Below are 16,237 nucleotides of genomic sequence, written 5' to 3'. Positions count from 1 at the left end.
AATTACGGCGCGCCCAACACCCAGGCCACATCCCTCAACAACGCGTGCCGCCACCCCGCCCGATCATGCCCCGCGGGCGACCGCGAAACCCGCACAGCCGCCCCACCCTCCGAGGCCAAGCCCTCAACCGCCGCACAGTGAGGCAACATCCGCGTCTCGTGCTCCCCCACATCGAACGCAACCCGCACCCCGGCCAGCTCGGCGGCCCTCCGATCCCGCAGCCGCGCAGCGACGGACCCACCGAGCGGCCCGCCGAACGGGTCGGCCAGACCCATCGCGTCGGGCGTCCACCAGAACGACCCCGACTGGCAGGCCACGCGGGACACCAACTCCGGGAACTCCAGCGCCGCGTACACCGCGCTCAGCCCCCCGAGACTCTGCCCGGCGACCACCAGCCGGTCCGGATCGCAGGGGACGCCGGACTCCGCCACCAACGGCAGCAGTTCGTCCCGGATCGCCTCCCACAGTTCGGGCCTGCACGCGAACTCGGCCTCCCTGTCCTTGCTCGGAAGGAAGATGAGGGTGACCGGCGGCATCTCGCCACCGGCGAAGGCCGAGTCGAACGCGGTCATGGCCGGGTGCAGGTACAGCCAGTCGTCCCCGTCGAGCAGCAGGACCACCGGCCCGCCACCGCCCACCGGATGGACCCGCACGGTACGCCGCCCACCGAGCCGTTCACTGGCCCAGCGGAGCCGGGTGCGCGGGAGGGGCAGTACGACATCGGCGCCGGCGCCGACGACGGGCCAGTGCGGCTGGGCCGGGGCGTCCGGAGTCGCGGCGATGGACCGGTCACCGCCCGCACCGACCGGGTTGAACGGGTCGGCGTACGCCGCGTCGTCCGCGAGGAACCGGTAGGTCACCCGCAGCCGCGCGGGCATGCGCACCTCGGCGTGCCAGCAGTCCGAGTCGCCCCACCGGCGCAGGGGCACCGGCTCCGACCAGCTCTCGAACTCGATGCTCGCCGAAGAGCCGCGCCACAGGAACAGCGTCACCCAACCGCCGTTGCCGTCAGGCACCGACGCGGGTGTCCCCGCCGCCTCCCAGAACTCGTCGGTGCCCGGCTTGCCGGTCAGTCCGTACGCGACGAAGGCGTTCTCCCTGTCGGCCGCGAGGCCGGGAACGGCGTCGGTCACGGCCGGCCCCCTTCGATCGCCAGGCGCATGAACGTCTCCTTGTGAGAGGGAAGGGGCAAAGGCTAAGCTCGCTTCTAATTAGGCGAGCCTAACCTAATCATGGCATTCCTCTCCATCCCCGATGCACCTCCTGAAAGGGCCACCGATACATGAGCACCAACCCTTTCGACGACACCGAAGGCCGCTTCCTGGTTCTGGTGAACGACGAGGGCCAGCACTCGCTCTGGCCGTCCTTCGCCACCGTGCCCGGGGGGTGGACGGTCGCCTTCGACGAGAACACCCGAGAGGCGTGCCTGGACTTCATCGAGGCCAACTGGACCGATCTGCGCCCCCGGTCCCTCGCGGCTTCCATGGACGTGTGACCCTGCCGACCGCTCCGGGGGGACACCGCTGATGCTCCGCACCAGACTGACGAACGCCCGCTTCCTCACCATGGATCCGGACCACCCCGTCGCTCACGACCTGGGCATCTGGCGGGGCCGGATCGTGGGCCTGGACGAAGCGGTGACCTCCCTGCCGGCCCGCGAGGTGATCGACCTCCAGGGCGCCACCGTGCTGCCCGGGTTCATCGACAGCCATGTGCACCTGGCCTGGACCGGTTTCAAGGCGGGCACACCGAGCGTCGCCCCGTGCACCTCGGTCGAGGACGTGCTCACCGCCGTGGCCGAAGCGGTGGCGCGTACGCCCGAAGGGGGGTGGGCGGACCTCGCGGGGTACGACCAGCGCGGCCTCGGACGCCATCTCACCGCCGCCGAGTTGGACAAGGTGAGCGCCGGGCGAAAAGTGTTCATGATGCACGACTCCGGGCACGGCTGCATGGTCAACACGGCCGTCCTGGACCTGCTGCCCGCCGAACTCCCGCACGAGGAGGGCTTCCTGGCCGAGGGTGCCATGGGAGCCGCCCGTGCGCTTCGACTGCCCTACTCCCAGCAGGAGTTGGCCGACGCGATCGGGACGGCCGCCCGGACCTGTCTGGCCGAGGGAGTGACGGCCTGTGCGGAGGCGGGCATCGGCGGCGCGCTGTTCGGCCACAGTCCGGTCGAGCTCGGCGCCTATCAACTCGCCCAGGAACAGGGCAAGTTGCCGCTCCGGGTGCAGCTCATGGTGTCCGCAGACCGGCTGCGTCCCGTCACCGCGCACAAGGACGACGGCATACCCAGGGCCCTCGACCTCGGGCTGCGCACCGGGTTCGGCGACGACCGGCTCTCCGTGGGCGCGCTGAAGATCTACACCGACGGCGGCATGATGGCCCGTACCGCCGCGCTGACCGGCCCGTACCAAGGACTCGACCACACGGGCCAGTTGCAGGACGACCCCGAGACCCTCGCGGACACGATCGTCGACGGCCATCTCGCGGGCTGGCAGCTCGCCGTGCACGCCATAGGCGACCGGGCGGCCGATGTCGCCCTGGACGCACTGGAGCGGGCACAGCGGATCCGGCCGCGCCCCGGCGCCCGGCACCGCATCGAGCACGCGGGCCTGATCAGGCCCGACCAGCTGGAGCGCTTCGCGCGGCTGGGCGTGACGGCCGTGATCCAGCCGAACTTCCTGCGGTACTTCGGCGACGACTACGCGGCGATCATGGGGGAGGAGCGGGCGCCCTGGCTGTACCGGGGGAGGGCTTTCCTGGAGCACGGGATCACGCTCGTGGGCAGCTCCGACCGGCCCGTCGCGGACGGATCGCCGCTCAGGGCCGTGCAGTTCATGGTCGAGCGCACGTCCACCTCGGGTCAGGTCATCGGCCCGGACGAGGGCATCACGGTCGACGAGGCCCTGCGCGCGTACACCGTGGCCGGCGCCTTCGCCTGCCACTGGGAGGACAGCGCGGGAAGTCTGACCCCGGGGAAACGCGCCGACCTGGTCGTCCTGGGCGACGACCCGAGGAGTGTCGACGTCTCGCGCATCGGCGACATCGAGGTGGTCGCGACGTACGTCGACGGCCGTGAGACCGAGGAGGCCGCGTCGTGAGCACGCGGACGGACAACGACAACACCCGGTACGCACACCTGTGGCAGGGGTCGCCGTACCCGCACCGATGGGTTCTCTGGGACACCGCCGACGACATCCTGGTGTTCGACCGGGACGCCAACGGCCTGGTGGACATCGACGACGAGGGTGTCCGCCAGGAGGTCGTGCGCAGGATGCGCGAGGCGGGCGTACCGGAGAGCGACGACTATCCGGGTCGCCCCTGCTCGTGAACGACCTGCTGCGGCAAGGGTGAAGACGAAAGCGCAGGCGCAGGCGAGAGTGAAGGCGAGGGCATCACATGCTCTGTGCCGCCCTGCCGTGCAGGAGTTGGCGGATCAGCTGGTCGGTGGTGCACACGACGCTGGTGCGTCCGATCCAGCGCAGTGCCATGGAGTGGTCCTCGGCGGAGAAGTCGGCCACCGCGTCGGCCACGACGAACGGCTGGATGTCGTTCATGAAGGCGTCCGCGGCCGTCAGCAGTATTCCGAGATGTGCCCGCACCCCGCAGAGGATCAGCTGGTCGCGCCCCTCGGAGCGCAGCAGCCGGCCCAGATGACTGCGGAGAAAGGCGTTGTGGCGGACGTTGACCAGCACGTGTTCCCCCACCCTGGGGGTGAGTTCCGTGACGATCGCCGCGTCGTCGCCGGGCTCCTGACCGATGCCGGGGCCCCAGATGTCGGTCATCAGCCCTCGCTGGCCCGGGCGTTGGGCGGCCGGCTCGGCGCTGAACACCACCGGCATGCCGAGCGTCCCCGCGAGCTCGCGCAGGGTGGCGCTGTTGTCGAGCAGCTCCACGACGGGCGAGCAGTCGGGCGGGAAGGCCTGGACGAAGTGGTTCTGCATGTCGTGGATCAACAGCGCGGCCCGTGCCGGGTCGATCGTCCAGGGCGGGCCCGACGGGGGCACCGCGGAACGGTCAGGCATGGGATAGGAGTTGATGACCGGCAAGCCCATGGGCGGACTCCTCCCTGATGGCGTGAGCGCCGAGCCCGATTGAGGGAAGTTAGCTTAGCCTAAGCTAACTTTATGAGTGGTGGATCGTCAGGTGGCCGGTTCGGCCGAGTTACCAGGAGTTCGAGGAGCCAGGATCATGGCGAGCAGTACGTACCGGGACGCCTGGGGCATCCCGCATCTCCGTGCCCCCGATCCGCTGGGACTGGCCTTCGCCCAGGGGCGGAACGCGGCGCACGACCGGGCCTGGCAGATCGAGGCCGAAAGGCATCGCTCGCAGGGCACCACGGCCTCCTTCCTCGGGGCGGGCGCCGTCCCCTGGGACCGTTTCGTCCGCCGGGCCCGGCTCGACGACACGGCCCGCCGCTGCTTCGAGACGCTGGAGGAGGAGACGGCGGCCTGGGTGTCGGCGTACGTCGACGGAGTGAACGCCGGCCTTGAGCGGGGAGCGGCCGACGCGCCGGAGTTCGCGGCCACGGGACTGGCCCCGGGAACCTGGCGGAAGTGGACGCCCCTCGGCGTCTGGCTCGCCCACCACATCCTCTTCGCCGGATTCCCGACCAAGCTGTGGCGCGAGGAGGTGGCACGCCGGCTCGGCGACGAGGCCCTCGAACTCTTCGCCGCGGACGGCCCGGGCACCTCGGGCTCCAACGGCTGGATGGTCGCGGGCGACCGCACCGCGTCCGGAGCCGCGCTCATCGCGGGCGACCCCCACCGCTTCATCCAGGACCCGGGCTTCTACCAGCAGATACACCTCTCGTGCCCGGAGTACGACGTCGTCGGCTTCGCCGTCCCCGGGGTGCCCGGCATCGCGCACTTCGGCCACACCGGGACCGTGGCCTGGGCTATCACCAACGCCATGTCCGACTACCACGACCTCTACCGGGAGCGGCTGCGCACCACGGGCGACGGCGTCGAGGCGCTGGGGCCCGAGGGGTGGCGGCCGGCCACCCGTCACCGGGAGACCATCCCGGTCGCGGGCGGCGATCCGGTCGAGATCGACGTGATCGAGACGGAGCGCGGACCGGTCGTCATCGACGGACCCGCCGAGGGGGCCGAGGGCGACTCGGGACCCGCCACGGTCTCCGAAGGCATCAGTCTCCGCTACCCGCCCCGCGTCACCGAGGACCTGGGGTTCGACGTACTCCCCGCCCTCCTCCGGGCCCGTACGGTCGCGGACGTGGACCGGGCGCTCGACCGCTGGATCGAGCCGGTGAACGTCGTGCACGCCGCGGACACCTCCGGCGGTCTGCTGCACCGCGTGGCCGGATACGTGCCCGTACGTCATCGGGAGAACGGGCTGCGGATCGTGCCCGCCTGGCGGAGCGGGCACGAGTGGCAGGGCCGCCATGACACACCTCGTGCCGAGGTGGACGGCATCGCCGTGATGGCCAACGAGCGTGGCCTCGCGGCGCCGTTGGGCACGGAGTTCGCCCCGCCGTACCGCGCCGACCGCATCGAAGCCCTGCTGAGCGCGTCACGGCAGTGGGAGCCGCACGACATGGCGGCCATCCACATGGACACCCAACTCGCGGCAGCCGCACCCCTGTTGGAGCGAGTGGCACGGCTTGACGGACTCGGCCCCGAGGCGGAGCGGCTGAGGGCGCGGCTGCTGGCCTGGAACCGGCACATGGACGCCGACAGCACCGCCGCCGCGGACTACGCCCGGCTGCGCTCCGCGGTCGTGCAACGGGTCGCCGCGGCACCCGAGTTGAAGAGTCTCGCCGTGCCGCCCCTGCCGTATCCCGCGGTGTTCGAGCCCTGGCTGAACCTGACCGCGAAGGTCGCCTTCGGGCTGGAGAACCTGCTGACCACCGAGCTCCTCCCGGGGCTGGACAGCGCGGCGGTCGTCCGGGCCGCCCTGGAGGAAACGGCGTGTCTGGAACCCGTCACCTGGGGCGAACTGCACAGGCTCGCACCCTGCCGGATCCTCCCCGCCGCCGAGGGCGAGGAGCGGCCCGGGCTCGGCGGGGACCACGACTGCGTGTTGGCCACATCGAGCACACCCGGCGTGACCGACCTCAGCTCACGGGGACCGTCCGCCCGGTACGTGTGGGACCTCGCCGACCGCGAGAACAGCCTCTGGACCGTGCCGCTGGGCGCACGAGGCATCCCCGGCGCCCCGCACCGGCGGGACCAGCTTCCGCTGTGGCTGAGCGGTCAACTCGCCCCTGTCGTCACCGATTTCGCGCTCCTCGTCGAAGAACCGGAGCACGGCTCACAAGACATCGGAATGTGATCGTCCGTTCTTCATGCGGACGAATGAAAGGCGAAGCGCCCTGGTTTTTCGCTCTCCCCGCCCGGACAGACCGGGGTCATGGTTCACGGGAATTGGGCGGAGACTTCAGGCGTGTCCGGGATCGACGACCCGGAACTCGGCGCATCCCAGGAGGAGTTACGCAGGGCGCTGTCCTGGGAGGTGATCGCAGGCCACCGGGAACGGCTGATGCGACTTGTCCGCCGGCGGCTCCCGAACGCGCAGGACGCCGAGGACTGCGTACAGGAGGCGATGCTGAGGGCGGCCGCCTGCGACGAGCTGGACCGGGAGCGGATCGGTCCCTTTCTGACCTCGGTGGCCCTGCGCCTCTGTGCCGACAACCACCGCGAACAGGAGCGCAGCAGGCGGCTGTTGCCCCGCACCGCCGATGTCCGTACGCCCGAGACTCCGGACGAGGACGTGTGCGAAAGGGACTTCGGGCGCTGGCTGCTCCGTCAGGTGCACCTCCTGCGGGGCCGGGAGCGGCAGGTCGTGCTCGCTCGCGCCCATGGAATCTCCACTCTGGAATTCGCCCGCATCCACCAGATCTCGGTGAAGGCGGCCGAGGGCGCGTTCACCCGCGGCCGTGCGCGGCTTCGGCTGATCTGCGCCAGGTCCATGGACGGTGTCGTGGCGTAGCCGGCGTACGCCGTTTTCGAGCAACGCTCCCTATTTCTCCGGCCACGCTGTTCAATGAGCGTGAACGCATCTGCGAAAGGAGCCGTCCGTGTCCCCTGTGGTCGTGCCGCCCGTCGGCGCGCGCATCCGGCAGGCGCGTACGGCGCGGGGGATGAGCCTGCGGGGCCTCGCGCGGGAGATCGGGGTCTCCGCGAGCCTGATCTCCCAGATCGAGACCGGCAAGAGCCAGCCCTCGGTGAGCACCCTGTACGCGATCACCACCGCCCTCTCCATCCCGGTCGAGTCGCTCTTCGACGCGGAGGGGGAGACGGCCCGAACCCCGGTGAGCGCGGTCGTGGGCGCGCCGCCCGACACCGTGCTGCACGCCCTCGCCGCCTTCGCCGCCGACCCCGGCCGAAGGATCGGACCGCTGGTCGGAAGCGGTGAGCGGGAGGTGCTCGAGCTCGATTCGGGAGTAATATGGGAACGTCTCGGCCACGTTCCGGGAGCGGACGTCGACTTCCTGCGTGTGACCTACCGGCCCGGCGGGACCTCCTCCAGCGCGGGAGGCCTGATGCGGCACCCCGGCACGGAGTACGGCTATCTGACCTCCGGCGAACTCGTCCTCACACTCGGTTTCGAGGAGCACGTGATCCGGCCCGGCGACGCGGTCTGCTTCGAGTCGACGACCCCGCACCGCTACCGCAACGACGGCAGTGAACCGGCGGTCGGCGTCTGGTTTGTGTTCAGTATGGGTTGACACTTTCCCCGGACGGTCGTTCACTCCGGATGAGGGTGGTGGTCGTCATGGCAATCCGCACATTCGGACCGAACGCCGTCGACTGGGAACAGCGCATCGACCTCGACCGGCTGCGCACGCAGCGGCTGGCCCGATTGCACGAGGCGCTGAACCGCTCCGAGCTGGGAGCGCTGCTCAGCTTCGACTTCGCCAACATCCGCTACATGTCGTCCACCCACATCGGCACCTGGGCGATGGACAAACTGATCCGCTTCGCGCTGCTCGTCCGCGGCGGCGAACCGATCGTCTGGGACTTCGGCTCGGCCGCCCGCCACCACCAGCTCTACAACCCCTGGCTCGACTACAGCGACGGCAAGGAAGGCCCGCCCACCGGCGCCCGCGCGGGCATCTCCACCCTCCGCGGCGCCTTCCACCCGGACGCCGGAATCGGCGCGGACGTCGCGGCGAAGGTGGCGGCGGAACTGCGTGAACACGGCCTGGCGGGTGAGCCGTTGGGCGTCGATCTCGCCGAGATGCCCGTCCTGCACGCCCTCAAGGAACAGGGCATCGACGTCGTCGACGGCCAGCAGGTCTTCCTGGAGGCCCGCCGCGTCAAGACACCCGACGAGATCTCCCTGCTCACCCAGGCCTGCTCGATGGTCGACGCCGCCTACGAGGAGCTGTACGCCCACCTGCGGCCGGGCGTACGCGAGAACGAGTGCGTCGGACTCGTCAGCAAGGTCCTCTACGACCTCGGCAGCGAGTACGTCGAAGGCGTCAACGCCATCTCGGGCGAGCGCTGTTCACCGCATCCGCACGTCTACAGCGACCGGCTGATCCGGCCCGGCGACCCCGCCTTCTTCGACATCCTGCACAGCCACCTCGGCTACCGCACCTGCTACTACCGCACGTTCGCCGTCGGCAGCGCCTCGCCCGCGCAGCGCGACGCGTACATCCGCTGCCGCGCCTACATGGACGAGGCCATCTCCCTGGTCCGGCCCGGCGCCACGACCGCCGACATCGTCCAAGTCTGGCCACGCGCCGAGGAGTTCGGCTTCCCGGACGAGACGGCCGCCTTCGCGCTGCAGTACGGGCACGGGGTGGGCCTGTCCATCTGGGAGAAGCCGATCTTCAGCCGCCTCGTCTCGCTCGACCATCCCGAAGTCCTCGAAGAGGGCATGGTGTTCGCGCTGGAGACCTACTGGCCGGCGGCGGACGGCTGGTCGGCGGCGCGCATCGAGGAGGAACTCGTCGTCACGCCCGACGGGTGCGAGGTGATCACCAAGTTCCCCGCCGAGGAACTCCTCGTCGCGGGCCGCAAGTACTGGACCGTCGGCGGCGAGCTCAACACCCGGCGCGAGTCCCAGTCCCACCTCAACACCCGTGAGGGCAGGGGGGAACGATGACGCACGCCCCTCACCTGGAGGCGTCCCAACTCCTCGCTCTGTACGAGCAGATGGCCGTCATCCGGCGTACGGAGAAGGCCGCCCACGACCTGTTCATGTCCGGCCTCGTCAAGGGAACCACCCATCTCGCCGCAGGACACGAGGCCATCGCCGTCGGCGCGAGCGCGGCCCTGCGCGACGACGACTACGTCTTCGCCACCTACCGCGGCCACCACCACGCGCTGGCCCGCGGCGCTACCCCCGAGGAGTGCCTCGCCGAACTGATGAGCCGCGCCACCGGCCTGTGCGGGGCCAAGGGCGGCTCGATGCACCTGACCAAGGCGTCGCGGAACATGCTCGGTTCGTACGCGATCGTCGGCGCCCATCTCCCCATGGCAGTCGGCGCCGCCTGGTCGGCCCGGCTGCGCGGCACCGAACAGATCGCCGTGGCCTTCTTCGGCGACGGCGCGACCAACATCGGCGCGTTCCACGAGGCGCTCAACCTCGCCGCCGTGTGGAAGCTGCCCGTGCTGTTCGTCTGCGAGAACAACCTGTACATGGAGTACACCCCGATCGCCGACGTGACCGCGGTGGCCAACCCCGCGGCCGACCGGGCGCCCGCCTACGGCATCCCCGGCGAGATCGTCGACGGCAACGACGTGGTCGCCGTCCAGGAGGCGGTGACCCGCCTCGCGGGCCGGGCCCGGGCAGGAGACGGGCCCAGCCTGCTGGAGGCGCAGACCTACCGGCACTTCGGCCACAGCCGCGCCGACCCGGCGACGTACCGCCCGGCGGAGGAGGTCGAGCGCTGGCTCAAGCACGACCCGCTGGACGTGGCACGCGGCCGCCTCGCCGAACTCGGGGTGCCCGCCGAGACGGTCACCGAGGCCGACGAGCGCGCGACCGGCCTCGTACAGAAGGCGGTCGAGGCGGCGAAGAACGCACCCGCGCCCGATCCGCGGGAGGCGCTGACCGACGTATGGGCCGACGGAGGTGCGGCGTGGCGGACGTGATCACCTACCGGCAGGCGGTCGCCGAGGGCATCGCGCGGGAGATGCGGCGCGATCCGGCGGTGGTGTGCCTCGGCGAGGACATCGGCGCGGCGGGCGGGGTGTTCAAGACGACCGCCGGGCTGTACGAGGAGTTCGGGTCCGGGCGGGTGTGGGACACGCCGATCTCCGAACAGGCCATCGTCGGGGCCGCGATGGGCGCCGCGATGACCGGCATGCGACCTGTCGCCGAGATCATGTTCTCCGACTTCCTCGCCTGTTGCTGGGACTACCTCGCCAACGAGATACCCAAGGTGCGGTACATGACGGGCGGTCAGGTCACCGTGCCGCTCGTGGTCCGTACGGCCAACGGCGGCGGCCTCGGCTTCGGCGCGCAGCACTCGCAGGCCACCGAGAACTGGGCGCTGACCGTCCCCGGACTGAAGATCGCGGCACCGGCCACACCCGCCGACGTGATCGGCATGATGGCGGCCGCCATCCGCAGCGACGATCCAGTGGTCTTCTTCGAACACAAGGGACTGCTCGCGGCCAAGGGAGCGCCCGCGCCGCCGGACCACGTCGTCGAGCTGGGACGGGCGGCCGTCGTGCGCGAGGGCGCCGACGTCACGCTCGTGGCCCTCGCCTCGATGGTGCCGGTGGCGCTCACCGCCGCCGAACGGCTGGCCGAGGAGGGCATCGAGGCGGAGGTGATCGACCTGCGCTGTCTGGTGCCGCTCGACACCCGGACCGTGCTCGACTCCCTCGCGAGGACCTCGCGGCTCGTGACCGTCGAGGAGAACCCGTACCAGGGCGGCTGGGGCGGCACGCTCGTCTCGGTCGTCGCCGACGAGGGATTCGGCCTCCTCGACGCGCCCGTGCGCAGGGTCGCTGCCGAATGCGTGCCCCTGCCCTTCGCGGACGCGCTCGAAGAGCAGGTGATCCCCACCGTCGACAAGGTCGTGACCAAGGTCCGCGACCTCACCGCGTACTGAACTCGGCAAGAAGAGAGGCGAGTAGGGCGATGACGAATCGGATGCTCCTGCGCTCGGGCCACGTGATCTCGATGGACCCCGACATCGGGGACCTGCCCGGCGGCGACGTGCTCATCGAGGACGGGAAGATCGTGGCGGTCGACCGCGACATCAGCGCGGACGCCGAGGTGCTCGACATGACGGGCCGCATCCTCGTGCCCGGCTTCGTCGACACCCACCGCCACACCTGGGAGGCGCCCATCCGCGGCTGCGCGCCCAACGCCACCCTCGACGACTACTTCGTGGAGGTCCTCGACACCTTCGCGCCCGTCTACACACCCGAGGACGTGTACGCGGGCAACCTGGCCGGCTCACTGGAGTGTCTGAACGCGGGCATCACCACCCTCGTCGACTGGTCGCACATCAACAACACGCCCGAGCATCCGGACGCCGCCGTCCAGGCACTCGGCGAGACCGGCATCCGCGCCCAGTACGCGTACGGCAGCGCCAACACCTCGCTCGCCGACTACTGGTACGAGAGCAAGATCGCGATCCCCGGGGACGACGTACGAAGGGTGAGGGAGCGTCACTTCGCCTCCGACGACGGGCTGTTGACCATGGGCCTCGCCACCCGGGGCCCCGGCTTCTGTATCAACGACGTAGTCGAGGCCGAATGGCGCCTCGCCCGCGAGCTGGGCATCCCCATCACCGTGCACGTCGGCATGGGACGGCTCGCCGGCCGCTTCGGAATGGTCAAGCAGTTGCACGACCTGGGGTTGCTCGGCTCCGACACCACCTATGTGCACTGCTGCTACTTCAGCGAGGAGGAGTGGCGGATGGTCGCCGACAGCGGCGGCACGGTCTCCATCGCACCGCAGGTGGAGACCCAGATGGGGCACGGCTGGCCGCCCGTGATGAAGGCCATCGAACACGGACTGCGGCCGTCCCTGAGCATCGACGTGGTCACAACCGTGCCCGGCGACATGTTCACCCAGATCCGAGCGGCCTTCGGCGCCGAGCGGGCACGCGTGAACGCCGAGTGCTGGCAGGCCGACATCCCCGTACCCGAAACGATGTTGACGGCACGTCAGATGCTGGAGATCGCGACGGTCAACGGCGCGCATGTCGCGGGACTTGAGCACCGCACCGGTTCACTGACCCCCGGCAAGCGCGCCGACGTCGTCGCGATCGACGCGACCGCGCTCAACGTCGCGCCGCTCATCGACCCGGTGGCCGCCGTGACGCTGAGCGCGGACGTCTCCAACGTGGAGACCGTCATCGTCGACGGCGTCGTCCAGAAGCGCGAAGGCAGGCTGCTCGCGGACGTCGGGCGGGCACGGCGGCTGGTCGAGGAGTCCCGCGACCGTCTCGCGGCAGCGGCCGAGGCACGCGGGAAGCAGCAGGCATGACGCACCACGTGATCCGGCGGGCGGCGGACGCCACGTTCGCCGCCCCGCCCCAACTGCCGTACACCAGCACGGGATTCACCCGGCGGACCGTGGTCGGCGAGGAGGACGGCTCCGTACACACGGGCTTCGGTGTGTGCGAACTGACGCCGGACGGGGCGATCGGGGCCCACGTCCACTCGTACGAGGAGTCCTTCCACCTGCTCTCCGGGACGGTGATCCTCGATACGCCCGAGGGCTCGTACCTCCTCGAAGAAGGCGACTACGGGCTGCTGCCGACGGGTGTGCCGCACGCCTGGCGCGGGGCCGGGGACACCGCCGCACGCTGGGCGGACATGCTCGCACCGGTGCCGAGGGCACGCTACGGACACGACACCCGGGCGGTGCCCGCGCTGCCGGACCGCGCACCGGTCCGGATCGACGTCCGCGACCCGCGCACCCGCTCCTTCGGCCACTTCGAGGCCGCCCAGATGGACCCCGGCAAGCAGTCCCAGGACCTGCTCTCCGTATCGGCAAGCATGCGCACCGCGCTGCTCGTCTACAGCGGGATCACCGTGAAGATGATGGTGGACGCCGACCTGGGCGCGGTGGCCTCGACGATGTTCATGGTGCAGTACGCGGCCGACGGCGTCGCGGGCGCGCACGACCACCCCTTCGAGGAGACGTATCTGATCGTCGAGGGAACGGTGGACGCCGCCTTCGACGGCGAGCAGTACCGGCTGGGCGTGGGCGACGCCGCCTGGGCGGGCGCCGGTTGCGTGCACAGCTTCACCAACGCCGGTACGGGACTGGTGCGTTGGCTGGAGACACAGGCACCGCAGCCGCCCTCGCGCCACTCCTACCGGTTCGCCCGCGACTGGGACTACCTGCGCGACGTGCTGGGGGAGAGGAAACCATGAGCCGCGACCTGCCGGGGGAGAGGCCATGAGCAGTGTTGTCGTCATCGGCGGCACGGCCGGCATCGGCCGCGAGATCGCCCGCACCCGCGCACAACTCGGCGACGAGGTCGTACTCACCGGCCGCGACGCCCACCGCGCCGACACGGCAGCCAAGGAGATCGGCGCGCGCGGACTCGCCCTGGACCTGTCCCGGCCCAGGGAGATCGCCGCCGCGCTGGCCGACGTCGGCAGGGTGGATCACCTTGTCCTCGCCGGTATCTCCCGCGACCGGAACACCGTCACCGAGTACGACATCGACGCCGCGCTGCACCTGGTCACGCTCAAACTCGTCGGCTACACCGAGGTCGTCCACACACTGCTGCCCCGGATGACCGAGGAGAGCGCCGTCGTGATCTTCGGCGGGCAGGCCAAGGAACGGCCCTACCCGGGCGCCACGACCGTCGCCACGGTGAACGCGGGCGTCACGGGCCTGGTGCGCACCCTCGCGAGCGAACTCGCCCCGATCCGCGTCAACGCCGTCCACCCGGGCATCGTCGGCGACAGTCCGTTCTGGGCGGGCAAGCCCCCGGAGGTGCTGGAGAACTACCGCGCCCAGACACCCACGGGACGGCTCGCGCGCATGCGGGACGTCGTGGACGCGGTGGACTTCCTGCTGCGCAACGAGGCGGTCAACGGCGTCAACCTGAGCGTGGACGGAGGGTGGCTGCTGCGATGAGCAAGGGTGCCGTCTCGGTGCTCAGGAGGCGGCTCAGGATGTCTTGAAACCCACACCCGCGTACAGCGGCACTGGCGCCTCGCCCTTGAGCCGCTCGCCCGCCGCGAGTTCCGGATGCCATTCGGGCAGGGGGACGACCCCCGGTTCGACCAGTTCGAGTCCCGTGAAGAAGCGGGTCACTTCGGCGTGCGAGCGGGCCACGAGCGTGACGCCGCCCGCCGCGTACGACCGTACGGCCCGGTCCATGTTCTCCGGATCGTAGTCCCCGGTGATCATCGACAGCACGACACAACTGCCGGGCGGCAGCGCCTCGACCAGACTGCCCACCAGTTCGTACGCCCCGTCCTCGTCGGCGACGAAGTGCAGCAGCGCGACCAGCGACAGCGCGACGGGCCGGTCGAAGTCGAGGACGGCCCCCGCCTGTTCCAGGATCTTGCCCGTGTCGCGCACATCCGCCTGGATGTACTCCGTGGCGCCCTCGGGAGTGCCGTGCAGCAGCGCCGCGGCATGGGCCAGCACGATCGGGTCGTTGTCGACGTACACGATCCGCGCGTCGGGCGCCGCGGCCTGCGCTATCTGGTGGAGGTTGGGCTCCGTCGGGATGCCCGCGCCGATGTCGAGGAACTGACGGATGCCCGCCTCCTGGACCAGCCACCGCGTGGCGCGGTGCATGAACCAGCGGTTGTTGAGCGCGGAGTGCTTGGCGTGCGGCTCCAACGCCAGCATTTGAAGGCCCAGTTGCTCGTCGACCGGGTAGTTGTCCTTGCCGCCGATGAGCCAGTCGTACACCCGTGCAGGATGCGGCCTGCTCGTGTCGATCCGGTGCGCGGAAGGCTCTGTCCCCGTCATACGGCGCTCCTCGGCTCATCGATGTGTGCGAGCAGTGTGCCACCGCTTACCGGATCTTCGAATGCCTTTCACCGGGCTCTGCGAGGGAGAGCCCGCCGCTCTAGGAGGGCGGTTTGAGCGGATCGTGCCCCAACGCCATCAGCCGATGACGGCGCTGTGTCTCCTCGGCCCCAGGACCCGCCAACGGTTCGCCCTCCGGGGCCGTCTCGGCCGTGACGGTGTCCACGACCTCGTACATCACGTCGAGGTCGTCCTCGGTGAGGTCGGTGCGGCGCTTCTGGAGGATGGCCAGCACATGCTGCCCGGTGGGCGAACCCGCGTGCTCCGGCAGCGGTTCCGTCTCCTCAGAGGCGTCGCTCACCCGCAGCCACGCGGCCAGCTCCTGCGAGGTCATGTTCACCGCGCGGTGGAACTCGTCCCACAGCGCGTCGAGTTCGAGGGCGTCGGTCATGACGTACCCCTTTCGATCGTGCGCCTGCCCTGACTACTACGTGGCCCGCGTGCGCTTCTCGTGGCGCCGCGCACGCCCGCGAACCTCAGGCTCGCCGCGGCCAGTCCTCGGCCTGGAACATCCAGCGGTGCTTCTCCAGCTCCGCCGTCAGACCGATCAGCAGGTCCTGGGTGACCGGGTCGGGCTCGGCCGTCGCGGTGATCCGCTCCCGGAGCAGCCCTATGGTCGTCTCCAGTGCCTCGACGAGCACGCCGACGACCTCGGTGTCCTGGACCCAGCCCTCCTTCGGGCCCTGCGGGGCGGCCGTCGTCGCGACGGTCTCGGGCCGGCCGTCGGGCGGCACACCGAGCGTCGCCGCGCGCTCGGCCACGGTGTCGGCGTACGTACGGGCCGTGTCCACGACCTCGTCGAGCTGCAGATGGATCGAGCGGAAGCGAGGGCCCACGATGTTCCAGTGGGCCTGCTTGCCGATGAGCGAGAGCCCGAGCAGATCCACCAGAGTGCCCTGCAGGGCCTCCCCGACGACCTGACGAGCAGACTCGGACAGGGTGCTCTTCACCACGGTCATGGTGCGTTTCTCCTTGACGTTTACGACGTTTACGACGTTTACGGCTTTCGCGATGCTTGCGACGCTTGTCGACGGCGAACCATGCGGAGCAGCGCGGCGCGCTCTTCCTCGCCCGTGCCACCCCACACACCGGAGGTCTGTCCGGTGGAGAGCGCCCACGCGAGGCACTGGCCGACGACCGGGCAACGGGCGCAGACGCGCTTGGCGGCGGCGATGTCCTGCCGCGCGGGGCCGACCGTTCCCACGGGGAAGAACAGTTCCGGGTCCTCCTCCGCGCAGGCCGCTCGCCGCAACCACTCCATGAGGGGCCGGGTGCCCAGGGCGGATCACCGAAAACA

18 protein-coding genes are annotated in these 16,237 nt (G+C 70.4%); 12 read left to right on the top strand and 6 right to left on the bottom strand.

The features are described from left to right. Nucleotides 1-2: 2 nt before the first annotated feature. Nucleotides 3-1,133, bottom strand: coding sequence for an alpha/beta hydrolase-fold protein (locus JEQ17_RS08240; protein WP_200394601.1), 1,131 nt, complete (start codon nucleotides 1,131-1,133; stop codon nucleotides 3-5). Between the two features lie 149 nt (nucleotides 1,134-1,282). Here JEQ17_RS08240 and JEQ17_RS08235 point away from each other — a divergent pair, with 149 nt between their 5' ends. From JEQ17_RS08235 to JEQ17_RS08225, 3 genes are read left to right on the top strand one after another with little or no spacing between them, the layout of a single operon-like run. After that, nucleotides 1,283-1,495: an MbtH family protein gene (locus JEQ17_RS08235; RefSeq protein WP_200394600.1), complete on the top strand. Its 213-nt coding sequence runs from the start codon at nucleotides 1,283-1,285 to the stop codon at nucleotides 1,493-1,495. A 31-nt stretch (nucleotides 1,496-1,526) separates the two neighbouring features. Next, nucleotides 1,527-3,101: an amidohydrolase gene (locus JEQ17_RS08230; protein ID WP_200394599.1), complete on the top strand. Its 1,575-nt coding sequence runs from the start codon at nucleotides 1,527-1,529 to the stop codon at nucleotides 3,099-3,101. Then, nucleotides 3,098-3,331, top strand: coding sequence for a hypothetical protein (locus JEQ17_RS08225; RefSeq protein WP_200394598.1), 234 nt, complete (start codon nucleotides 3,098-3,100; stop codon nucleotides 3,329-3,331). The genes JEQ17_RS08230 and JEQ17_RS08225 overlap by 4 nt, the downstream gene beginning before the upstream one ends. A 64-nt stretch (nucleotides 3,332-3,395) precedes the next feature. On the opposite strand, the gene JEQ17_RS08220 is transcribed toward JEQ17_RS08225, so the two are convergent. Next, nucleotides 3,396-4,055: an isochorismatase family protein gene (locus JEQ17_RS08220; RefSeq protein ID WP_055612545.1), complete on the bottom strand. Its 660-nt coding sequence runs from the start codon at nucleotides 4,053-4,055 to the stop codon at nucleotides 3,396-3,398. Between the two features lie 136 nt (nucleotides 4,056-4,191). Between JEQ17_RS08220 and JEQ17_RS08215 the strand changes: the two genes are divergently transcribed. From JEQ17_RS08215 to JEQ17_RS08175, 9 genes are all read left to right on the top strand, one after another. Then, a complete protein-coding gene (locus tag JEQ17_RS08215; protein ID WP_200394597.1) occupies nucleotides 4,192-6,291 on the top strand; it encodes a penicillin acylase family protein in 2,100 nt (699 codons plus the stop codon). A gap of 111 nt (nucleotides 6,292-6,402) precedes the next feature. Next, a complete protein-coding gene (locus JEQ17_RS08210; RefSeq protein ID WP_267924772.1) occupies nucleotides 6,403-6,948 on the top strand; it encodes an RNA polymerase sigma factor in 546 nt (181 codons plus the stop codon). 88 nt (nucleotides 6,949-7,036) lie between these two features. Continuing rightward, a complete protein-coding gene (locus JEQ17_RS08205) occupies nucleotides 7,037-7,687 on the top strand; it encodes a helix-turn-helix domain-containing protein (RefSeq protein ID WP_200394595.1) in 651 nt (216 codons plus the stop codon). A 47-nt stretch (nucleotides 7,688-7,734) separates the two neighbouring features. Further along, nucleotides 7,735-9,072 carry a M24 family metallopeptidase gene (locus JEQ17_RS08200; RefSeq protein ID WP_200394594.1) on the top strand — a complete coding sequence of 446 codons (1,338 nt, stop codon included), beginning with the start codon at nucleotides 7,735-7,737 and terminating at the stop codon, nucleotides 9,070-9,072. Then, nucleotides 9,069-10,064, top strand: coding sequence for a thiamine pyrophosphate-dependent dehydrogenase E1 component subunit alpha (locus JEQ17_RS08195; RefSeq protein ID WP_407700041.1), 996 nt, complete (start codon nucleotides 9,069-9,071; stop codon nucleotides 10,062-10,064). Before JEQ17_RS08200 ends, JEQ17_RS08195 begins: the two co-directional genes overlap by 4 nt. Beyond that, nucleotides 10,052-11,032 carry an alpha-ketoacid dehydrogenase subunit beta gene (locus tag JEQ17_RS08190; RefSeq protein ID WP_200394593.1) on the top strand — a complete coding sequence of 327 codons (981 nt, stop codon included), beginning with the start codon at nucleotides 10,052-10,054 and terminating at the stop codon, nucleotides 11,030-11,032. The genes JEQ17_RS08195 and JEQ17_RS08190 overlap by 13 nt, the downstream gene beginning before the upstream one ends. Before the next feature lie 29 nt (nucleotides 11,033-11,061). After that, the gene (locus tag JEQ17_RS08185) at nucleotides 11,062-12,420 is read left to right on the top strand and encodes an amidohydrolase family protein (protein ID WP_200394592.1); all 1,359 of its coding nucleotides are present in this window, start codon (nucleotides 11,062-11,064) and stop codon (nucleotides 12,418-12,420) included. Next, nucleotides 12,417-13,316 carry a cupin domain-containing protein gene (locus JEQ17_RS08180; protein ID WP_200394591.1) on the top strand — a complete coding sequence of 300 codons (900 nt, stop codon included), beginning with the start codon at nucleotides 12,417-12,419 and terminating at the stop codon, nucleotides 13,314-13,316. Before JEQ17_RS08185 ends, JEQ17_RS08180 begins: the two co-directional genes overlap by 4 nt. Before the next feature lie 25 nt (nucleotides 13,317-13,341). After that, nucleotides 13,342-14,031, top strand: a complete 690-nt coding sequence (locus JEQ17_RS08175; RefSeq protein ID WP_200394590.1) for an SDR family NAD(P)-dependent oxidoreductase — start codon at nucleotides 13,342-13,344, stop codon at nucleotides 14,029-14,031. Nucleotides 14,032-14,064: 33 nt separating this feature from the next. Here the strand turns inward: JEQ17_RS08175 and JEQ17_RS08170 are convergent, their stop codons facing one another. The 4 genes from JEQ17_RS08170 to JEQ17_RS08155 all read right to left on the bottom strand — a co-directional run bounded on the left by JEQ17_RS08170 (nucleotide 14,065) and on the right by JEQ17_RS08155 (nucleotide 16,201). Further along, the gene (locus JEQ17_RS08170; protein WP_200394589.1) at nucleotides 14,065-14,880 is read right to left on the bottom strand and encodes an SAM-dependent methyltransferase; all 816 of its coding nucleotides are present in this window, start codon (nucleotides 14,878-14,880) and stop codon (nucleotides 14,065-14,067) included. A 100-nt stretch (nucleotides 14,881-14,980) separates the two neighbouring features. Beyond that, nucleotides 14,981-15,331: a DUF3140 domain-containing protein gene (locus JEQ17_RS08165; protein WP_200394588.1), complete on the bottom strand. Its 351-nt coding sequence runs from the start codon at nucleotides 15,329-15,331 to the stop codon at nucleotides 14,981-14,983. A gap of 85 nt (nucleotides 15,332-15,416) precedes the next feature. Beyond that, the gene (locus JEQ17_RS08160; protein ID WP_055612554.1) at nucleotides 15,417-15,899 is read right to left on the bottom strand and encodes a Dps family protein; all 483 of its coding nucleotides are present in this window, start codon (nucleotides 15,897-15,899) and stop codon (nucleotides 15,417-15,419) included. Between the two features lie 38 nt (nucleotides 15,900-15,937). Next, complete coding sequence (locus tag JEQ17_RS08155; protein ID WP_200394587.1) at nucleotides 15,938-16,201, bottom strand: WhiB family transcriptional regulator; 264 nt, start codon at nucleotides 16,199-16,201, stop codon at nucleotides 15,938-15,940. Nucleotides 16,202-16,237: the final 36 nt, after the last annotated feature.

Origin of the sequence: Streptomyces liliifuscus (assembly GCF_016598615.1) — a bacterium.
Lineage (GTDB): Bacteria > Actinomycetota > Actinomycetes > Streptomycetales > Streptomycetaceae > Streptomyces > Streptomyces liliifuscus.
Note: the sequence above shows the minus strand (reverse complement) of the source record. Positions and strands in the feature narration are given on the sequence as shown.

What these genes read in the sequence shown, in the direction of transcription:
- JEQ17_RS08235 (WP_200394600.1), top strand. Translation starts at nt 1,283, where the DNA reads ATGAGCACCAACCCTTTCGACGACACCGAAGGCCGCTTCCTGGTTCTG.
- JEQ17_RS08230 (WP_200394599.1), top strand. Translation starts at nt 1,527, where the DNA reads ATGCTCCGCACCAGACTGACGAACGCCCGCTTCCTCACCATGGATCCG.
- JEQ17_RS08220 (WP_055612545.1), bottom strand. Translation starts at nt 4,055, where the DNA reads ATGGGCTTGCCGGTCATCAACTCCTATCCCATGCCTGACCGTTCCGCG.
- JEQ17_RS08215 (WP_200394597.1), top strand. Translation starts at nt 4,192, where the DNA reads ATGGCGAGCAGTACGTACCGGGACGCCTGGGGCATCCCGCATCTCCGT.
- JEQ17_RS08200 (WP_200394594.1), top strand. Translation starts at nt 7,735, where the DNA reads ATGGCAATCCGCACATTCGGACCGAACGCCGTCGACTGGGAACAGCGC.
- JEQ17_RS08195 (WP_407700041.1), top strand. Translation starts at nt 9,069, where the DNA reads ATGACGCACGCCCCTCACCTGGAGGCGTCCCAACTCCTCGCTCTGTAC.
- JEQ17_RS08185 (WP_200394592.1), top strand. Translation starts at nt 11,062, where the DNA reads ATGACGAATCGGATGCTCCTGCGCTCGGGCCACGTGATCTCGATGGAC.
- JEQ17_RS08180 (WP_200394591.1), top strand. Translation starts at nt 12,417, where the DNA reads ATGACGCACCACGTGATCCGGCGGGCGGCGGACGCCACGTTCGCCGCC.
- JEQ17_RS08175 (WP_200394590.1), top strand. Translation starts at nt 13,342, where the DNA reads ATGAGCAGTGTTGTCGTCATCGGCGGCACGGCCGGCATCGGCCGCGAG.
- JEQ17_RS08170 (WP_200394589.1), bottom strand. Translation starts at nt 14,880, where the DNA reads ATGACGGGGACAGAGCCTTCCGCGCACCGGATCGACACGAGCAGGCCG.
- JEQ17_RS08165 (WP_200394588.1), bottom strand. Translation starts at nt 15,331, where the DNA reads ATGACCGACGCCCTCGAACTCGACGCGCTGTGGGACGAGTTCCACCGC.
- JEQ17_RS08160 (WP_055612554.1), bottom strand. Translation starts at nt 15,899, where the DNA reads ATGACCGTGGTGAAGAGCACCCTGTCCGAGTCTGCTCGTCAGGTCGTC.
- JEQ17_RS08155 (WP_200394587.1), bottom strand. Translation starts at nt 16,201, where the DNA reads ATGGAGTGGTTGCGGCGAGCGGCCTGCGCGGAGGAGGACCCGGAACTG.